Annotated in this window: 12 protein-coding genes; 10 read left to right on the top strand and 2 right to left on the bottom strand. The window is 29.4% G+C overall.

The genetic code is table 11. The annotated features are described in order from the left end of the window. The first annotated feature begins 17 nt into the window (after positions 1-17). From FVE75_RS05300 to FVE75_RS05320, 5 genes are all read left to right on the top strand, one after another. Complete coding sequence (locus tag FVE75_RS05300) at positions 18-1,226, top strand: pyridoxal phosphate-dependent aminotransferase (protein ID WP_147005562.1); 1,209 nt, start codon at positions 18-20, stop codon at positions 1,224-1,226. A gap of 222 nt (positions 1,227-1,448) precedes the next feature. After that, positions 1,449-2,654: an ATP-grasp domain-containing protein gene (locus FVE75_RS05305; protein ID WP_147005563.1), complete on the top strand. Its 1,206-nt coding sequence runs from the start codon at positions 1,449-1,451 to the stop codon at positions 2,652-2,654. A gap of 27 nt (positions 2,655-2,681) precedes the next feature. Further along, a complete protein-coding gene (locus tag FVE75_RS05310) occupies positions 2,682-3,419 on the top strand; it encodes an esterase family protein (RefSeq protein ID WP_147005564.1) in 738 nt (245 codons plus the stop codon). Positions 3,420-3,548: 129 nt separating this feature from the next. Beyond that, entirely contained in the window at positions 3,549-5,288 is a 1,740-nt protein-coding gene (locus FVE75_RS05315; protein ID WP_147005565.1) for an ABC transporter ATP-binding protein, read from the top strand. Next, positions 5,288-7,183, top strand: coding sequence for an ABC transporter ATP-binding protein (locus FVE75_RS05320; protein WP_147005566.1), 1,896 nt, complete (start codon positions 5,288-5,290; stop codon positions 7,181-7,183). Before FVE75_RS05315 ends, FVE75_RS05320 begins: the two co-directional genes overlap by 1 nt. A gap of 134 nt (positions 7,184-7,317) precedes the next feature. Here FVE75_RS05320 and FVE75_RS05325 read toward each other — a convergent pair whose 3' ends face one another. Continuing rightward, positions 7,318-7,551, bottom strand: a complete 234-nt coding sequence (locus FVE75_RS05325; protein WP_408610439.1) for a type II toxin-antitoxin system YoeB family toxin — start codon at positions 7,549-7,551, stop codon at positions 7,318-7,320. Between the two features lie 113 nt (positions 7,552-7,664). Then, positions 7,665-8,006, bottom strand: coding sequence for a hypothetical protein (locus FVE75_RS11355; RefSeq protein WP_172618783.1), 342 nt, complete (start codon positions 8,004-8,006; stop codon positions 7,665-7,667). 851 nt (positions 8,007-8,857) lie between these two features. On the opposite strand from FVE75_RS11355, the gene FVE75_RS05335 reads away from it, so the two are divergent. The 5 genes from FVE75_RS05335 to FVE75_RS11365 all read left to right on the top strand — a co-directional run bounded on the left by FVE75_RS05335 (position 8,858) and on the right by FVE75_RS11365 (position 14,521). Next, positions 8,858-9,523, top strand: coding sequence for a YdcF family protein (locus FVE75_RS05335; RefSeq protein WP_147005567.1), 666 nt, complete (start codon positions 8,858-8,860; stop codon positions 9,521-9,523). A gap of 334 nt (positions 9,524-9,857) precedes the next feature. Continuing rightward, positions 9,858-11,654, top strand: a complete 1,797-nt coding sequence (lepA, locus tag FVE75_RS05340; protein ID WP_021768582.1) for a translation elongation factor 4 — start codon at positions 9,858-9,860, stop codon at positions 11,652-11,654. Between the two features lie 42 nt (positions 11,655-11,696). Beyond that, positions 11,697-12,335, top strand: a complete 639-nt coding sequence (locus FVE75_RS05345) for a 3'-5' exonuclease (protein ID WP_147005568.1) — start codon at positions 11,697-11,699, stop codon at positions 12,333-12,335. Between the two features lie 63 nt (positions 12,336-12,398). Beyond that, a complete protein-coding gene (locus FVE75_RS11360) occupies positions 12,399-12,800 on the top strand; it encodes a hypothetical protein (protein WP_232052654.1) in 402 nt (133 codons plus the stop codon). A gap of 83 nt (positions 12,801-12,883) precedes the next feature. Further along, the gene (locus tag FVE75_RS11365) at positions 12,884-14,521 is read left to right on the top strand and encodes a DEAD/DEAH box helicase family protein (RefSeq protein ID WP_232052671.1); all 1,638 of its coding nucleotides are present in this window, start codon (positions 12,884-12,886) and stop codon (positions 14,519-14,521) included. Positions 14,522-14,741: the final 220 nt, after the last annotated feature.

The raw sequence follows: 14,741 nt of genomic DNA on the forward strand, positions 1-14,741 counted from the left end.
AGAAAGGAACATTAAAAATGAAAAAATTTTCAAACAGAGTTATAAATATGCATTATTCACCAATCAGAAAATTAGTTCCATATATTGATGAAGCTATAAGATCTGGCGTGAAGGTATATCAGCTGCATATAGGACAACCTGATGTAGAAACACCAGATACATTTTTTGAAGGACTTAATAATTATAAGGAAAAAATTGTTAAATATACGAATTCGGCTGGGATAATGGAATTGAGAGAATCATTTTCAAAATCTTATGCAAAAGTAGGAATTGATATTTTACCTGAGGACATTTTGATTACTCAAGGTGGAAGTGAGGCAATTCAGATTACATTGCAAACTATTTGTAATCCGGGAGATGAAGTTTTAGTCCCTGAGCCATATTATACAAATTATGATAGTTTTTTGAGAATTGCTGATGCAAAATTAGTTCCGATTGAAACTTCAATTGAAAATCATTATCACTTGCCAAAAAGAGAAGAAATTGAAAAATTAATTACTCCAAAAACAAAGGCTATAATGTTTTCAAATCCGAGCAATCCGACTGGAATTGTATTTAGAAAAGAAGAAATGGATTTAATAAGAGATATTGCAATAAAACATGATTTGTATATTATTACTGACGAAGTATACAGACAATTTATTTATGATGAAGAAATCGAAAAAAGTTATCAGTCATTTATGTCGATTCCTGAAATTGAAGATAGAGTAATTTTAGTTGACAGTATTTCAAAGCATTATAGTGCATGTGGAGCAAGAATTGGAGTAATTGCCTCAAAAAATACAGACTTTTTATCACAAGCTCTTAAATTCTGCCAAGCAAGACTATCAGTTTCAACAATCGAGCAATATGCAAGTACAAACCTTATAAATACTTTGGATACTTACATTGATAATACGAAATTAGAATATAAAGTAAGACGTGATATGATTTATAACAATATCATAAAAATACCAGGAGTTGTAACATACAAACCAAGTAGTGCGTTATATCTGATTGCTGAATTACCAGTAGATGATATTGAAAAATTTGCAATTTGGCTATTGACAGAATTCAGATATGAAAATCAGACACTATCATTTGCACCAGGCCCTGGATTTTATACAACGCCAGGAAAAGGTACGAAAGAAGCAAGATTTTCTTTCTGTACACATAACCTGATTGAAATTGAAAATGGAATGAAAGTGTTAAAAAAAGCATTAGAAGAATATAATAAAGGAAAATAATAAATAAAAAGTTAACTGCACCTAAAACAAAATAAAAGGTGTAGTTTTTTATTATTTATAATTTAAAAAGCAAATTTGTTATTTTAAGTATAAGAAAAAAGACAAAAGAATAGTATTTACATTTTTTCAAAAATTATGCTATAATAATACAAATCACTAAAGAAGCGGATTACAGAAGTTTATGAAATTAAATTATTTTAACAGTCGAAGGAGATGAGTATTATGAATTTTGTTTATATTTCACCACAATTTCCAAAAACTAACTGTGAATTTTGCGATAGATTAAAACAAAATGGAGTAAATGTATTAGGGATTGCAGATATAGAGTATGATCAATTGGATCAAAAATTAAAGGACAGTTTAACAGAATACTATAAAGTTTCTAGCCTTGAAAATTATGATGAAGTTTTAAGGGCAGTGGCTTTTTTTACGCATAAATATGGGAAAATCGACTGGCTTGAGTCTAATAATGAATACTGGCTTGTACAGGATTCAAGACTTCGTTCAGATTTTAATATTACAACTGGAATAAAGTCTGACAAAATTGCAAATATAAAAGAAAAATCTAAAATGAAAAAGGCATATAAAAAAGGAGATATACCAGCTGCGGACTTTTCATTAGTTGCAACATTTGCAAAAGCGAAGAAATTTATTGATAAAGTAGGATATCCAGTAGTTGTTAAGCCTGATAATGGTGTTGGTGCAAGCGATACTCGTAAAATTAATAATGAAAAAGAATTGAAGGAATTTTTTGAAACTCGTAATGAAAATGTAAAATATATTATGGAAGAATATGTTGACGGAGATTTAGTATCTTATGACGCAGTTATTGATTCTAACGGAAATCCTATTTTTGAAACAGGAATTGTTGAGCCTGCTGTTATGGATATTGTAAATGAAAAACTAGATGTATTTTATTATGTAGAAAAGAAAATGCCTGAAAAATTAATGGATGCAGGAAGACGAGCTGTGAAAGGCTTTGGAGTAAAAAGCAGATTTGTGCATCTGGAATTTTTTAAACTAAATAAAGATAAAAAAGGACTTGGTAAAAAAGGGGATTATGTAGGACTAGAAGCAAATATGCGTCCTGCAGGCGGATATACACCTGATATGTACAATTACGCCAACAATACTGATGTTTATCAAATCTGGGCTGATATGATTGCATTTGATAAAATCGAAAAGGCTAAATTGAATGAAGATATAGAAAAAAACTACTGTGTTTATGCAAGTCGTCGTGATAATAGAAATTATATTCATTCTCATGATGAAATTAAGCAGAAATATGGAAATGCGATTGTGATGGATGAAAGAATGCCAGATATTTTTTCAGGAGCAATGGGAAATTATATGTATACAGCAAAATTTAAAACAAAAGAGGAAATGGAAGAATTTATAGATTTCGTACATAAAAAAATAGAAGAATAAAAATAAATAAAATCGCAAGGAGAAAGAATGCAAATAGAATATAAAAAAGAATATAGCTATCATCTTGGTCGGGAAGTGGAATATAAGAGATATGGACATGCTGGGAAGCCGGTGCTGGTATTTCCTTCACAAGATGGAGATTGTAACCAGTACGAAGAATTTGGGATGGTAGATGTGCTGTCAGACTATATTGAACAAGGAAGGTTGCAATTATTCTGTGTAGGAAGTGTTGACAAGGAAAGCTGGTCAGATATCAATGGAAATCCAAGATACAGAATAGAAATGCAGGAAAAATGGTATAATTTTATTGCAAATGAATTCGTGCCTAGAATACAGGATATCTCTTGGAGAAGTGATATTATTGTTACAGGGTGCAGTATGGGAGGAGCACATGCAGGAATTTTATTTTTCCGTAGACCTGAATTATTTGAAACATTAATTTCACTAAGTGGAATGTTTGATGCTTCGATGTTTTTTGGAGATTACAAAGATGATTTGGTTTATAACAACTCTGTTGTTGACTTTCTGAAAAATATGCCGTGGGATCATCCTTATTTAGATATATATAGAAAGAGAAATATTATTATATGTATTGGACAAGGAGCATGGGAAGAAGAATTATTGCCAAGTAACAGAGAACTGGCTCATATTCTTTATGAAAAGCAAGTTCCAGCATGGACGGACTTCTGGGGACACGATGTGGCTCATGACTGGTATTGGTGGAAATTGCAGATAAGATATTTTATAGAACATTTAGATATTTAAGCATAATTATTTGATTTTAATAACAAATAGAAAGCACTGAAATTTATTAATGAAAATGAGTTTTTATTTCTTCAATAAGTTTCGTGCTTTTAAATTTTTATAATTAAGAAAAGAGAGGTGTTTATTTATATGTTAAAAAAACTATTTTCCCGTCTTGGGGAGTATAAAAGAAGTGCGTTAATTTCGCCAATATTTATTGGAATAGAAGTTATTTTTGAAATGCTTATTCCAACACTTATGGCTGTAATTATTGACAACGGACTGAATGGAAATGATGGCAAGGGAGATATGAAGTTTATTGTTATAATGGGACTTGCAACATTTGGAGTGGCTATGTTGTCGTTGTTATGTGGAATACAGGCCAGTAAATACGCTTCTTATGCTTCGGCTGGATTTGCTAAAAACTTGAGAAAGGATTTATTTTCTAAGATACAGTCCTTTTCATTCACTAATATTGATAAATTTTCTACAGCTGGACTGATTACAAGATTTACAACAGATGTTAATAACATTCAGAATTCATTTCAGTTGTTAATCAGAGGATTTGTAAGGGCTCCACTTATGATGTGCGTAGCAATATTTATGTCGTTTATGATAAGTCCAAAGTTGTCAATGATATTTATTGTTGCAGTTTTGTTTTTAGGAAGTTTTTTAGTCTTTGTTATTTTTAAGGTACATCCAATTTTTACAGCTGCAATTAAAAAGTATGATGACATAAATTCTAGCCTTCAGGAAAACATTAATGGTATTCGTGTTGTAAAAGCATATATTCGTGAAAAATATGAAACTAATAAATTTAAGAAGGCAACTGAAAGTTTGAAAAATATGATTTTAAAAGGGGAAAAGATTATAATATTTGTGCCTCCTGTAATGCAGATAACAGTATTTGGATGTATTTTACTGCTTTCGTGGTTTGGAGCAAAGATGATTGTTGTAAATGAGCTGACAACTGGGCAGCTTACAAGTCTTTTTGCTTATACAACCAATATTCTTATGAGCCTTCTTATGCTTGCAATGATGCTTGTAAATATCGTGTTTTCAAGAGCATCTGGAGATAGAATTGTGATGGTTCTAGATGAAGAGCCAAGCATTAAAAATCCTGATAATGGGATAACAGAGGTAAAAGATGGTTCAATAGTATTTAAAAACGTGGACTTCAGTTACAGCAATAATCCTGAGGTGCTGAATTTGACAAAAATAAATCTGGAAATAAAGTCTGGAGAAACTATTGGAATTATTGGGGGAACTGGAAGTGCAAAATCAGCTCTTGTTCAGTTAATTCCAAGATTGTATGATGTTCTAGATGGGGAACTTCTAGTTGGTGGAGTAAATGTAAAGGATTATGATATAAAGACGCTTAGGGACAATGTAGCGATGGTTCTTCAAAAAAATGTACTGTTTTCAGGAACTATAAAGGATAATTTACGTTGGGGAAATGAAAATGCAACTGATGAGGAAATGGAACATGCCTGCAAATTGGCACAAGCCGATGAGTTTATTCAAAAATTTCCTAAAAAATACGACACTCGCATTGAACGTGGTGGAGCGAATGTATCTGGAGGTCAAAGACAAAGGCTGTGTATAGCCAGAGCCTTGCTGAAATCTCCCAAAATATTAATTTTAGATGATTCTACAAGTGCAGTTGACACAAAGACAGACAAACTAATAAGAGAAGCCTTCAAAAATGAATTACCACACATTACAAAAATTATTATCGGTCAAAGAGTGTCATCAATAAAAGATTCTGATAAAATATTAGTTCTGGAAGATGGAATTATCACAGCGGCAGGGACACACGATGAATTGCTTAAAACAAGCAAGGTATATCATGAAGTTTATGAATCCCAGACAGAAGGGAGTGATAAGTAATGAATAAAAATAAAAAAACTGAAAATTCGCAATCACGAAATCAGTTAAAAGGATTAATCCGATTATTAAGATACATGTTTAAGCATTATAAAATACAGACACTATTTGTTATTGTATTTATTTGTTTGAGTTCATTTGGAATGGTTATTGGAACAATGTATTCAAAAGAATTGATTGATGGAATCATTATTCCTAACATTGGTAAAAATAATCCTAACTTTATCAAAGAGCTTGTGAGCCTAATTTTAAAAATGGCAGTCATATATGGCGGAGCTGTAATTTGTACATATATTTATGAAATATTTATGATTTACGTTGCACAGGGAACATTGAAAAGATTAAGAGATGATGTGTTTATACATATGGAATCGCTTCCTATAAAATATTTTGATACAAATGCACATGGAGATATAATGAGTGTTTATTCAAGCGATATTGACGCTTTACGAAATATGATGGTTGAAAGTTTGTCACAGGTAATATCTTCAATTATTACAATTATAAGTGTCCTTATTTCAATGTTTGTATTAAATATTCCATTAGCACTTTTCGTAGTAATAATGATTATTATTATGATTGTTACAACAAAAACTATTTCTTCAAAAAGTTCGAAAAACTATACTGCACAGCAAAAAAATATTGGTATTGTAAATGGATATGTTGAAGAAATGATAGAAGGACTGAAAGTTGTAAAAGTGTTTTCATACGAGAAAAAAGCTGATGAACGTTTTAACAGACTGAATACGGCATTATTTAACAGGGCGAACAATGCGATGAAATTTGCAAATATTCTAGGACCTGCTGTCGGAAATCTTGGAAATATAAACTTTGTACTTACAGCAGTTCTTGGTTCAATAATTGTGTTTAATAATATTGCAGGCTTTACAATTGGAGGACTTGTATCGTTCTTGCAGTTTATAAAAGTAATAAACCAGCCTGTTTCGCAAATTGCACAGCAATTAACATCAGTAATATTGGCATCGGCTGGAGCCCAAAGAGTATTTAACCTGCTAGATCAGACACCTGAACAAGATGAGGGCTATGTAACTCTTGTAAACGCAAATATTGATGAAAATGGAAACATTACAGAAACTGAAAAGCACACAGGTGCGTGGGCTTGGAAATATCCACATTCTGACGGAACAATTTCTTATGAAAGACTGATGGGAGATGTTGTTTTTGAAGATGTAACATTTGGATACAATGATGAAAAGATAATACTTCATAATATCAATCTTTATGCAAAGCCAGGAGAAAAAATTGCATTTGTGGGTGCAACAGGAGCTGGAAAAACTACAATTACAAACTTAATTAACAGATTTTACGATATTAACTCTGGAAAAATCCGATATGATGGAATTAACATTGAAAAAATAAAAAAACAGGATTTAAGAGAATCTCTTGGAATTGTACTACAGGACATACACTTATTTTCTGGAACAGTTGCCGACAACATCAGATATGGAAAACTTGATGCAACAGATGAAGAAGTGTATGCAGCCGCAAAACTTGCCAATGCCGATCATTTTATAAAACACTTGCCACAAGGCTACAACACTTATTTAAGCGGTGATGGTTCGAGCCTTTCACAAGGACAGCGGCAATTATTGTCAATAGCAAGAGCAGCAATCGCCGATCCGCCAGTTTTAATTCTGGATGAAGCAACTTCAAGCATTGATACAAGAACAGAAAAAATCGTGCAGGAAGGAATGGATAAGTTGATGGTGGGAAGAACAGTCTTTGTAATCGCCCACAGGCTTTCAACTATCAAAAATTCCGATGTGATAATGGTACTTGATCAAGGAAAAATTATCGAACGTGGAAATCACGATGAACTGATTGCACAAAAAGGAACTTATTACCAGCTTTATACAGGCGGATTTGAAAATCAGTAAATTAAATGATTTAATTTTAATTGTGTTAAAAGAGCAATATTCATGAAGTTCAAATATTTGCTAAAATACGTAAGAATAATATAAAAAATAAAAGAGTGGTACTATCCACTCTTTTTAATTGTAAAAAATTAATTTTAATAATGTCCTCTACAGGAAATTATCCATAAAACTCCATTTTCATCAATAGCATAGACAAGCCTATTACTTTCGTCAATCCTTCGACTAAATCCTTTTCTATATTTCAAAGCTTCAGATTTACCTATTCCATTCAATGCTCCATTTCTTTCAATATCTTTTATGAGTTCATTAATCCTTTTTAAAGTTTTTTTTATCTTGAGATTGTCAATATAAATAATCTGCCCAGCCATCATCAGTCCATAATTTATTCATCATCGACCTCGATTAAATCATGAACTTGCCCTTTTCCACTTTTCATCTGAGAATGCCATCTATCCTTTTTTGCAAGATAATGTATTTTTATTTAAAAATTTTCTTTAAAGGTTTCAAACATTTTCTGAACTTCATTATCATTATAAATATCTTCATAAGCATTAACAATAACTTCAAGTTCTTTCAAAAAAATTTCTTTAGAAATTATCTCAACATTCATTTCGTCTCTAGAGTTTCTGAATCTTTCTTCTTTTAAATCATTAATATTTTTATATTTCAATAATGCAACATCACTTTTTTCAAGTTTTTCTTTGTATTGAAAACCTACTACACCTCTACTATCATGATATTCTAATTCAATATTTTTATATTCTAATTCAATTTTATTTTTCAAAATATTTATAATAAATTTTTCTAAGTTCGTTTTAGACAATATGTACTTTTTTCTTTTTATTCAAAATTTCTTTTAATTTTCCTTCTTTTAATAAAAATGAATAAAATTTTTTAATATATTGATATCCCAATAATTGATATATTTCCTATTAAAGTTTATGAAATTATAATTATAAATATTTTCTTTTTTGTTATATTCAATCAGAAAATTTCTTAATTTATCTCTATTAAAAAAATCGTTTAAATCAAACTTTATCTTATACTTTTTCAAATTATCTGTATATTGTATATAATTATACAATTCTTGTTCAATAAAAAGCATAAAATCACTATAATCTGCCATATTTTTTAGATAATATAAATAAAAACTATAAAATAACTCCTCATACGAATAAGATACTCTGATTTCCTTAGCTTCATTTAGTTCTGCTATGTACAAAGAACTTTCATTACTAATATAATAACCATAATTTTCAATAATACTTGTTTTAACTTCTCCACTTTTATAAATTTCAGAAATTAAAAAAGCAAAATTTCCTATTTCATTTACTAAATTATTAAAAAAACATATTTACTCATCCCTAACTCTTCATAAAAATTATCTTTTATTTTTTTGATTCTCATTTTCATCTTTTCCTTTTTTACTTTCTTAAATATTTCAATAGTTTTTATATAATTTATTATAGTATTTTTATATAAAACATCAATAAAAAAATAAAAACAAAAATTGACAATTATGGTAAAATATAATAAAATATTTAAAAGAGTTTTTAAAATTCAGGACTATAGTGATTTTACAGCTATCGTGAAAGAATAATTATTTTATAGTGGTTGTTTCAGAAATGGAACAGCCTTTATTTTAAGAAAGGATACTTTTAAAATCGAAAATTTATGAAGAATACAATTATAACATTAATAAAAATTTCTATCATCATATTTATTTTTTTATTTTGCTTTGTGCAATATTTCATAATAAATGAATATATAACTGATAGAAAAGCCGTAAACGAGAATAAAAAAGTAGATTATGTAATAATACTTGGAGCAAGAGTAAAAGGAGAAAAACCGACTAAATCACTTATGGAAAGGATAAAGGCTGCAACAGAGTATTTAAAGAAAAATCCAGAAGTTAAGGTTATTGCAACTGGAGGACAAGGGAAAAATGAAGGTGTTGCAGAAGGATTGGCGATAAAAAGGGAACTTTTGAAAAATGGAATTAGTGCAGATAGAATCGTTTTAGAAGATAAATCCAAGAATACTGTTGAGAATTTTAGATTTGGCCTTGAGAAGATAAAAAATATTGAAAATAGTAAAAATGTTCTAAATAATAATGAAAAAAATCGAAAAATTAAAGTATTGATTGTAACGAATGATTATCATATTTTCCGTTCTAAAAATATTGCTAGAAAAGTTGGATTTAACAATGAAAATTATGAAATTTACGGACTTCCTGCTAAAACACCGCTTATTTCCATACCAAAATCATATTTTAGGGAATTTTTGTCAAATGTAAATTATTTTATTTTTCAATCTGGAAATCAGTTAAAAATTAAATAAATTTATAATTTAAGTGATACAAATATAATTTTTATTTCCAATTTTAAAGTGTACTAGACTGTTAAAAATTATATAAACTCTGGGTTTGAATAAAATAGTCAAAGTCTTTAATTTCAGTTTTAAAGTGGTTTTGCTATAATTTCACGAAAATTTGGAATATAATATAAAAAATAACTGAATTTTGATAAAATATTTTTCACAAAGACTATGAAAAAATGCAAAATTATTATATAATATACATATTGCTGAGTAACTAGATTCGGATAGAACAGTTACTCATTTTAAAAATATAACAAAGAAGATAATAAACGAGTAAACGGAGGAAACAATATAAATGTTGGATCAAAAAAATAAAAGAAATTTTTCGATAATAGCACATATTGATCATGGAAAATCCACTATTGCGGATAGGCTTTTGGAACAGACAGGAACTGTAACGCAAAGAGAAATGGTAGATCAGCTGTTGGATAGTATGGATTTAGAAAGGGAAAAAGGGATAACTATTAAGGCACAGGCAGTTACATTGAAGTATAAGGCTCGAAACGGGGAGACTTATGAGTTAAATTTAATTGATACGCCGGGACACGTCGATTTTATTTACGAAGTATCAAGATCGCTTGCCGCTTGTGATGGAGCCTTGCTTGTAGTTGACGCTGCACAGGGAATTGAAGCACAAACATTGGCAAATGTGTATTTGGCTTTGGAAAACGATTTGGAAATATTGCCTGTTATAAACAAGATTGACTTGCCTTCAGCTGATCCTGACAAGGTTAAGCTGGAAATAGAGGAAGTTATTGGGCTTCCTGCAGACGATGCTGTTCTTGTTTCTGGAAAAACTGGATTTGGAATTGAAGATTTGCTGGAATCAATTATTGAGCATATTCCCGCACCTAAAGGAGAAATTAACAATCCTTTGAAGGCATTAATTTTTGACTCGCATTATGATGATTTTAGAGGAGTTATAACGTACATTAGAATAATTGAAGGGAAAATTGCAAAAGGAGACAGAATTAAGATTATGTCTACTGAAAAGGAGTTTGACGTATTGGAAGTTGGAATTTTCTCGCCTAAAATGAAGGAAGTTGATGAATTGACAGTTGGATCAGTTGGATATATTATTACGGGAATTAAATCTATCAAGGATACACAAGTTGGGGATACAATTACGCATGTGAAAAATCCGACAGATACAGCTCTTGAAGGATACCGTCCTGCATTAAGTATGGTTTTTGCAGGAATTTATCCAGTTTCAACAGATGATTATGAAGATTTAAGGGAAGCATTGGAAAAATTACAGTTGAATGATGCTTCATTATCTTATGCTCCAGAGACTTCACTTGCGTTGGGATTTGGATTCAGATGTGGATTCTTAGGGCTTTTGCACATGGAAATAGTTGTAGAAAGATTGCGTCGTGAATTTAACATTGACTTGATTTCAACAGCACCGTCAGTTAAATATAACGTAACACCTGAACAAGGGGAAATGATTGTAATTGACAACCCTGCAGAATTTCCAGAAGGGAAAAAGTACATTGAAGAGCCTTATGTAAAAGGGACAATCATAGTTCCAAAAGATTATGTTGGAAATGTAATGGAACTTTGTCAGGAAAAAAGAGGAACTTTCCTTAATATGAATTACCTTGATGAAACTCGTACAATGATAAGCTACGATTTGCCGCTTGCAGAAATAGTAATTGATTTTTATGATAAATTGAAATCACGTACAAAAGGATATGCTTCATTTGAATATGAAATGATTGGATATAAGGAATCAGACTTGGTAAAAGTGGATATTTTGGTAAGTGGAAATCCAGTAGATGCCTTTTCATTCATTGCTCATAAAGATAATGCCTATTACAGAGGACGTGCAATCGTTGAAAAATTAAAAGATGTAATTCCAAGACAGCAGTTTGAAATACCATTACAGGCTGCATTGGGTACAAAAATAATCGCAAGGGAAACAATTAAGGCACTTAGAAAGAACGTACTTGCAAAATGTTATGGTGGAGATATTACACGTAAGAAAAAATTATTAGAAAAACAAAAAGAAGGTAAAAAACGTATGAAGGCAATCGGAAATGTAGAAATACCGCAAGAGGCGTTTTTATCAGTATTAAAACTAAATGATTAATTTTTTATATCTTGTGTAAAAATATAAGGAAAAGAGAAAAAAGTGAACAAAGAAAAAAAAATAAATAAGAATATAATATTTTTTGATGTGGAAACAAATGGATTTCAGGGAAGTTCAGTTTTGTCAATGTCTGCAATAAAAGTGAATTATAATTCTGAAAATACTGGAGAAGAAAGAAATAAATGGAAAAAAGTATCTGAATTTAACAGGTTTTATTTCAGAAATGAAGGCGAAGAGTTAAATGAAGGGGCAGTTAGTGTAAATGGCTTGACAGACGATGTAATTTTAAGTGAAAGAAAAAATATTATTCAAAATACAGGAATTGAATATCCTTTGACTTTTAAGGAAGATATGGATAATTTCTTTTTATTCTGTCAGGACACAAGCCATTTTGTCGCCCATAACATAAAATTTGACAGAAGCTTCGTAGATTTTCCTTTGCAAAATCAATTTGATACAATGCTAACAAATATAGACATCGTCAAAGTAAACGGTTCTTCGTACGGAAATTACAAATGGCCAAAACTTATGGAATGTGCCAATTATTATAATATCCCATTTGAAGAAAGCCAGCTGCACGGCAGTTATTACGATGTTCTTATAATGTTTAGAATTTTCTTCAAGATGATGAAGCATAAGATTGGAAATAAGCGGATCTTAGAATTTCTAGAAAAAGAATAATTTCTGAAAAAATATTTACGTAAAGTCAAAAAATAGAATTAAATTAAAATAAATGGAGTGAAAATGAGTATTTTAGTCAAAAAATCTGAGCCAAATAATTTAATAAATACAGAAGAAAAAAATGATAATTTTTTAGAAATAACCGAATACAAGGAAAATTTGGAATTTGAAGTTCTGGAAACATTTTCAGAAAAAATTTCTGATTTTATTGGAAAAAATGATTATCAAAAAGTTATTGAATTTACCGAAAAACAGTTGTATTTATTAAATCAGGCATTTACAGATAAATCAGAAAAAATAAAAACTCAAAATACTGATTTTCACTTTGAGTTACCATTAAAACGAAAAAATAGCGATATAATCGGGAATATAAATGAATTAATTATAAACGAAAAAGTAAAGTTTCGTAATTTTTTTATTTATTTAAAACAGGAATTATTAAACTGTAAAAATTCTATTTTATAGTAAGTTTTATAAAATACTCAGGTATACAGCTTTTAATAAGTACTTTAGATGAACTTGAAAAACAAGGCATTCAAGGGGAAATTATAACATCTGTCTATCTAAATATCACAGACTCAAAGGCGTTGCGAAAACTTTTGTCGTATAAAAATATAAAAGTAAAGATTTACAATAATTCAAGCGAGAGTTTTCATACAAAAGCATATTTATTTGAAAAGGAAAAATATCATAGTGTTATAATCGGATCATCTAATATTAGCCAAAGTGCTTTATATTCGGCTGAAGAATGGAATGTGAAACTGACAGACAGCAGTTTTTTTAATATTTATGAAAAATCATTAAACCAATTTGAAAAATTGTGGCACAGTAATGAAGCAATAGAATTGACAGAAGATTTTATTGATGAATATGAAAAATATAAAAAATCTATAAATACACAAAATACATTTGATTATAGAAAAACAAAAATAACACAAAAAGATGAATTTGTTCCAAATAGCATGCAAAAAAGAGTTTTGGAAAAGTTGGAGGAAACAAGAGAAAATGGCAATAAAAAAGGACTCGTGATTTCTGCAACTGGTACAGGGAAAACTTATCTTGCTGCAATGGATATAAAACAATTTTTTGAAATTAATTCTAACAATAAAAATAAATTGTTTGAAACAAATGATGGCAAGTCCAAAATTTTAAATATAAAATTTTTATTTATCGCCCATCGTGAAGAATTGCTGGAAAATGCAATAAATGTCTTTTCGAGAATTCTCAAAATTGATAAAAATGAATTTGGAAGAATTTACGGTGGCTTAAAAGAAATTAATAAAAGTATGATTTTTGCTTCGATTCAATCATTAAGAAATTATTACAATGAATTTAAACTTGATTTTTTTGATTATATCATAGTTGACGAATTTCATCATTCAATGTCAGACAGTTATTTAAATACACTATCGTATTTTCAGAGTAAATTTTTGCTAGGTTTGACAGCAACTCCGAAACGTATGGATGGCAAAGATATTCTGTCACTTTGTGACTATAATGTTGTTGATGAAATTGGAATAAAAGAGGCTTTGGAAGAGGATTTGATTGTGCCTTTTCATTATTTTGGTGTAAATGATTACATGATTAATTATGATAACATTCCTTACAAAAATGGGAAATATAATGAAAAAGTATTATTAGAAAATTTATTACTGAACACACGTACCGATTATATTGTTGAAAAAATAAATAAGTTTGGTTTTGATGGTGATAAATTAAGTGCTATCGCATTTTGCCAAAATATAGAGCATGCTTTTTTCATGAAAGAAGAATTTACAAACAAAGGCTATAAATCCGCTGTAATCACAGCAAATACAAGTTCAAATGATAGAGCAGAAATTTTAGATAAATTTAAAAATAAAAAAATTGAAATTTTATGTGTAGTAGATATTTTAAACGAAGGAATTGACATTCCAACAATTAATTTACTGCTATTTTTACGTCCTACAATGTCCTCAACAATTTTTATACAGCAAATTGGAAGAGGATTAAGAAAGGCTGAAAATAAAGATTTTGTTACAATTATTGATTTTATTGGAAATCATAAGAAAGATTATTTGCTAATAGATTATTTTTCAAACGAAGTTGACAACAAGGATACTTTATTTACTAAAAAGAAAAATAATAAACGAAATAAAAAATCAATTTTCAAATATTCCAAAATCATGCTATGTAGAACTAGATAGAGTTTGTCAAAATCGTATTATTGAAAAAATCGAAAAAATCAACTTCAGTTCTAAAAATATTTTAAAAGACTTGTATTTAGATTATAAAGAAGAAATTGGCAAATCTGAAAATGAAATTTTAAAAGTAAGTAATTTTGATACAAATATCGAATTATTTCAAGAATTATCCTTAAAATTAGGCTCATTTTATAATGCACAATTACAATTTGAAAATCCTGAA

It is taken from the genome of Leptotrichia hongkongensis (assembly GCF_007990635.1).
GTDB lineage: Bacteria > Fusobacteriota > Fusobacteriia > Fusobacteriales > Leptotrichiaceae > Leptotrichia > Leptotrichia hongkongensis.

Excerpts from the sequence above, each read along its gene's own strand:
- FVE75_RS05325 (WP_408610439.1), bottom strand. The coding sequence starts at position 7,551 with ATGGCTGGGCAGATTATTTATATTGACAATCTCAAGATAAAAAAAACT.
- FVE75_RS05320 (WP_147005566.1), top strand. The coding sequence starts at position 5,288 with ATGAATAAAAATAAAAAAACTGAAAATTCGCAATCACGAAATCAGTTA.
- FVE75_RS05335 (WP_147005567.1), top strand. The coding sequence starts at position 8,858 with ATGAAGAATACAATTATAACATTAATAAAAATTTCTATCATCATATTT.
- FVE75_RS05300 (WP_147005562.1), top strand. The coding sequence starts at position 18 with ATGAAAAAATTTTCAAACAGAGTTATAAATATGCATTATTCACCAATC.
- lepA (WP_021768582.1), top strand. The coding sequence starts at position 9,858 with ATGTTGGATCAAAAAAATAAAAGAAATTTTTCGATAATAGCACATATT.
- FVE75_RS05305 (WP_147005563.1), top strand. The coding sequence starts at position 1,449 with ATGAATTTTGTTTATATTTCACCACAATTTCCAAAAACTAACTGTGAA.
- FVE75_RS11360 (WP_232052654.1), top strand. The coding sequence starts at position 12,399 with ATGAGTATTTTAGTCAAAAAATCTGAGCCAAATAATTTAATAAATACA.
- FVE75_RS05310 (WP_147005564.1), top strand. The coding sequence starts at position 2,682 with ATGCAAATAGAATATAAAAAAGAATATAGCTATCATCTTGGTCGGGAA.
- FVE75_RS05315 (WP_147005565.1), top strand. The coding sequence starts at position 3,549 with ATGTTAAAAAAACTATTTTCCCGTCTTGGGGAGTATAAAAGAAGTGCG.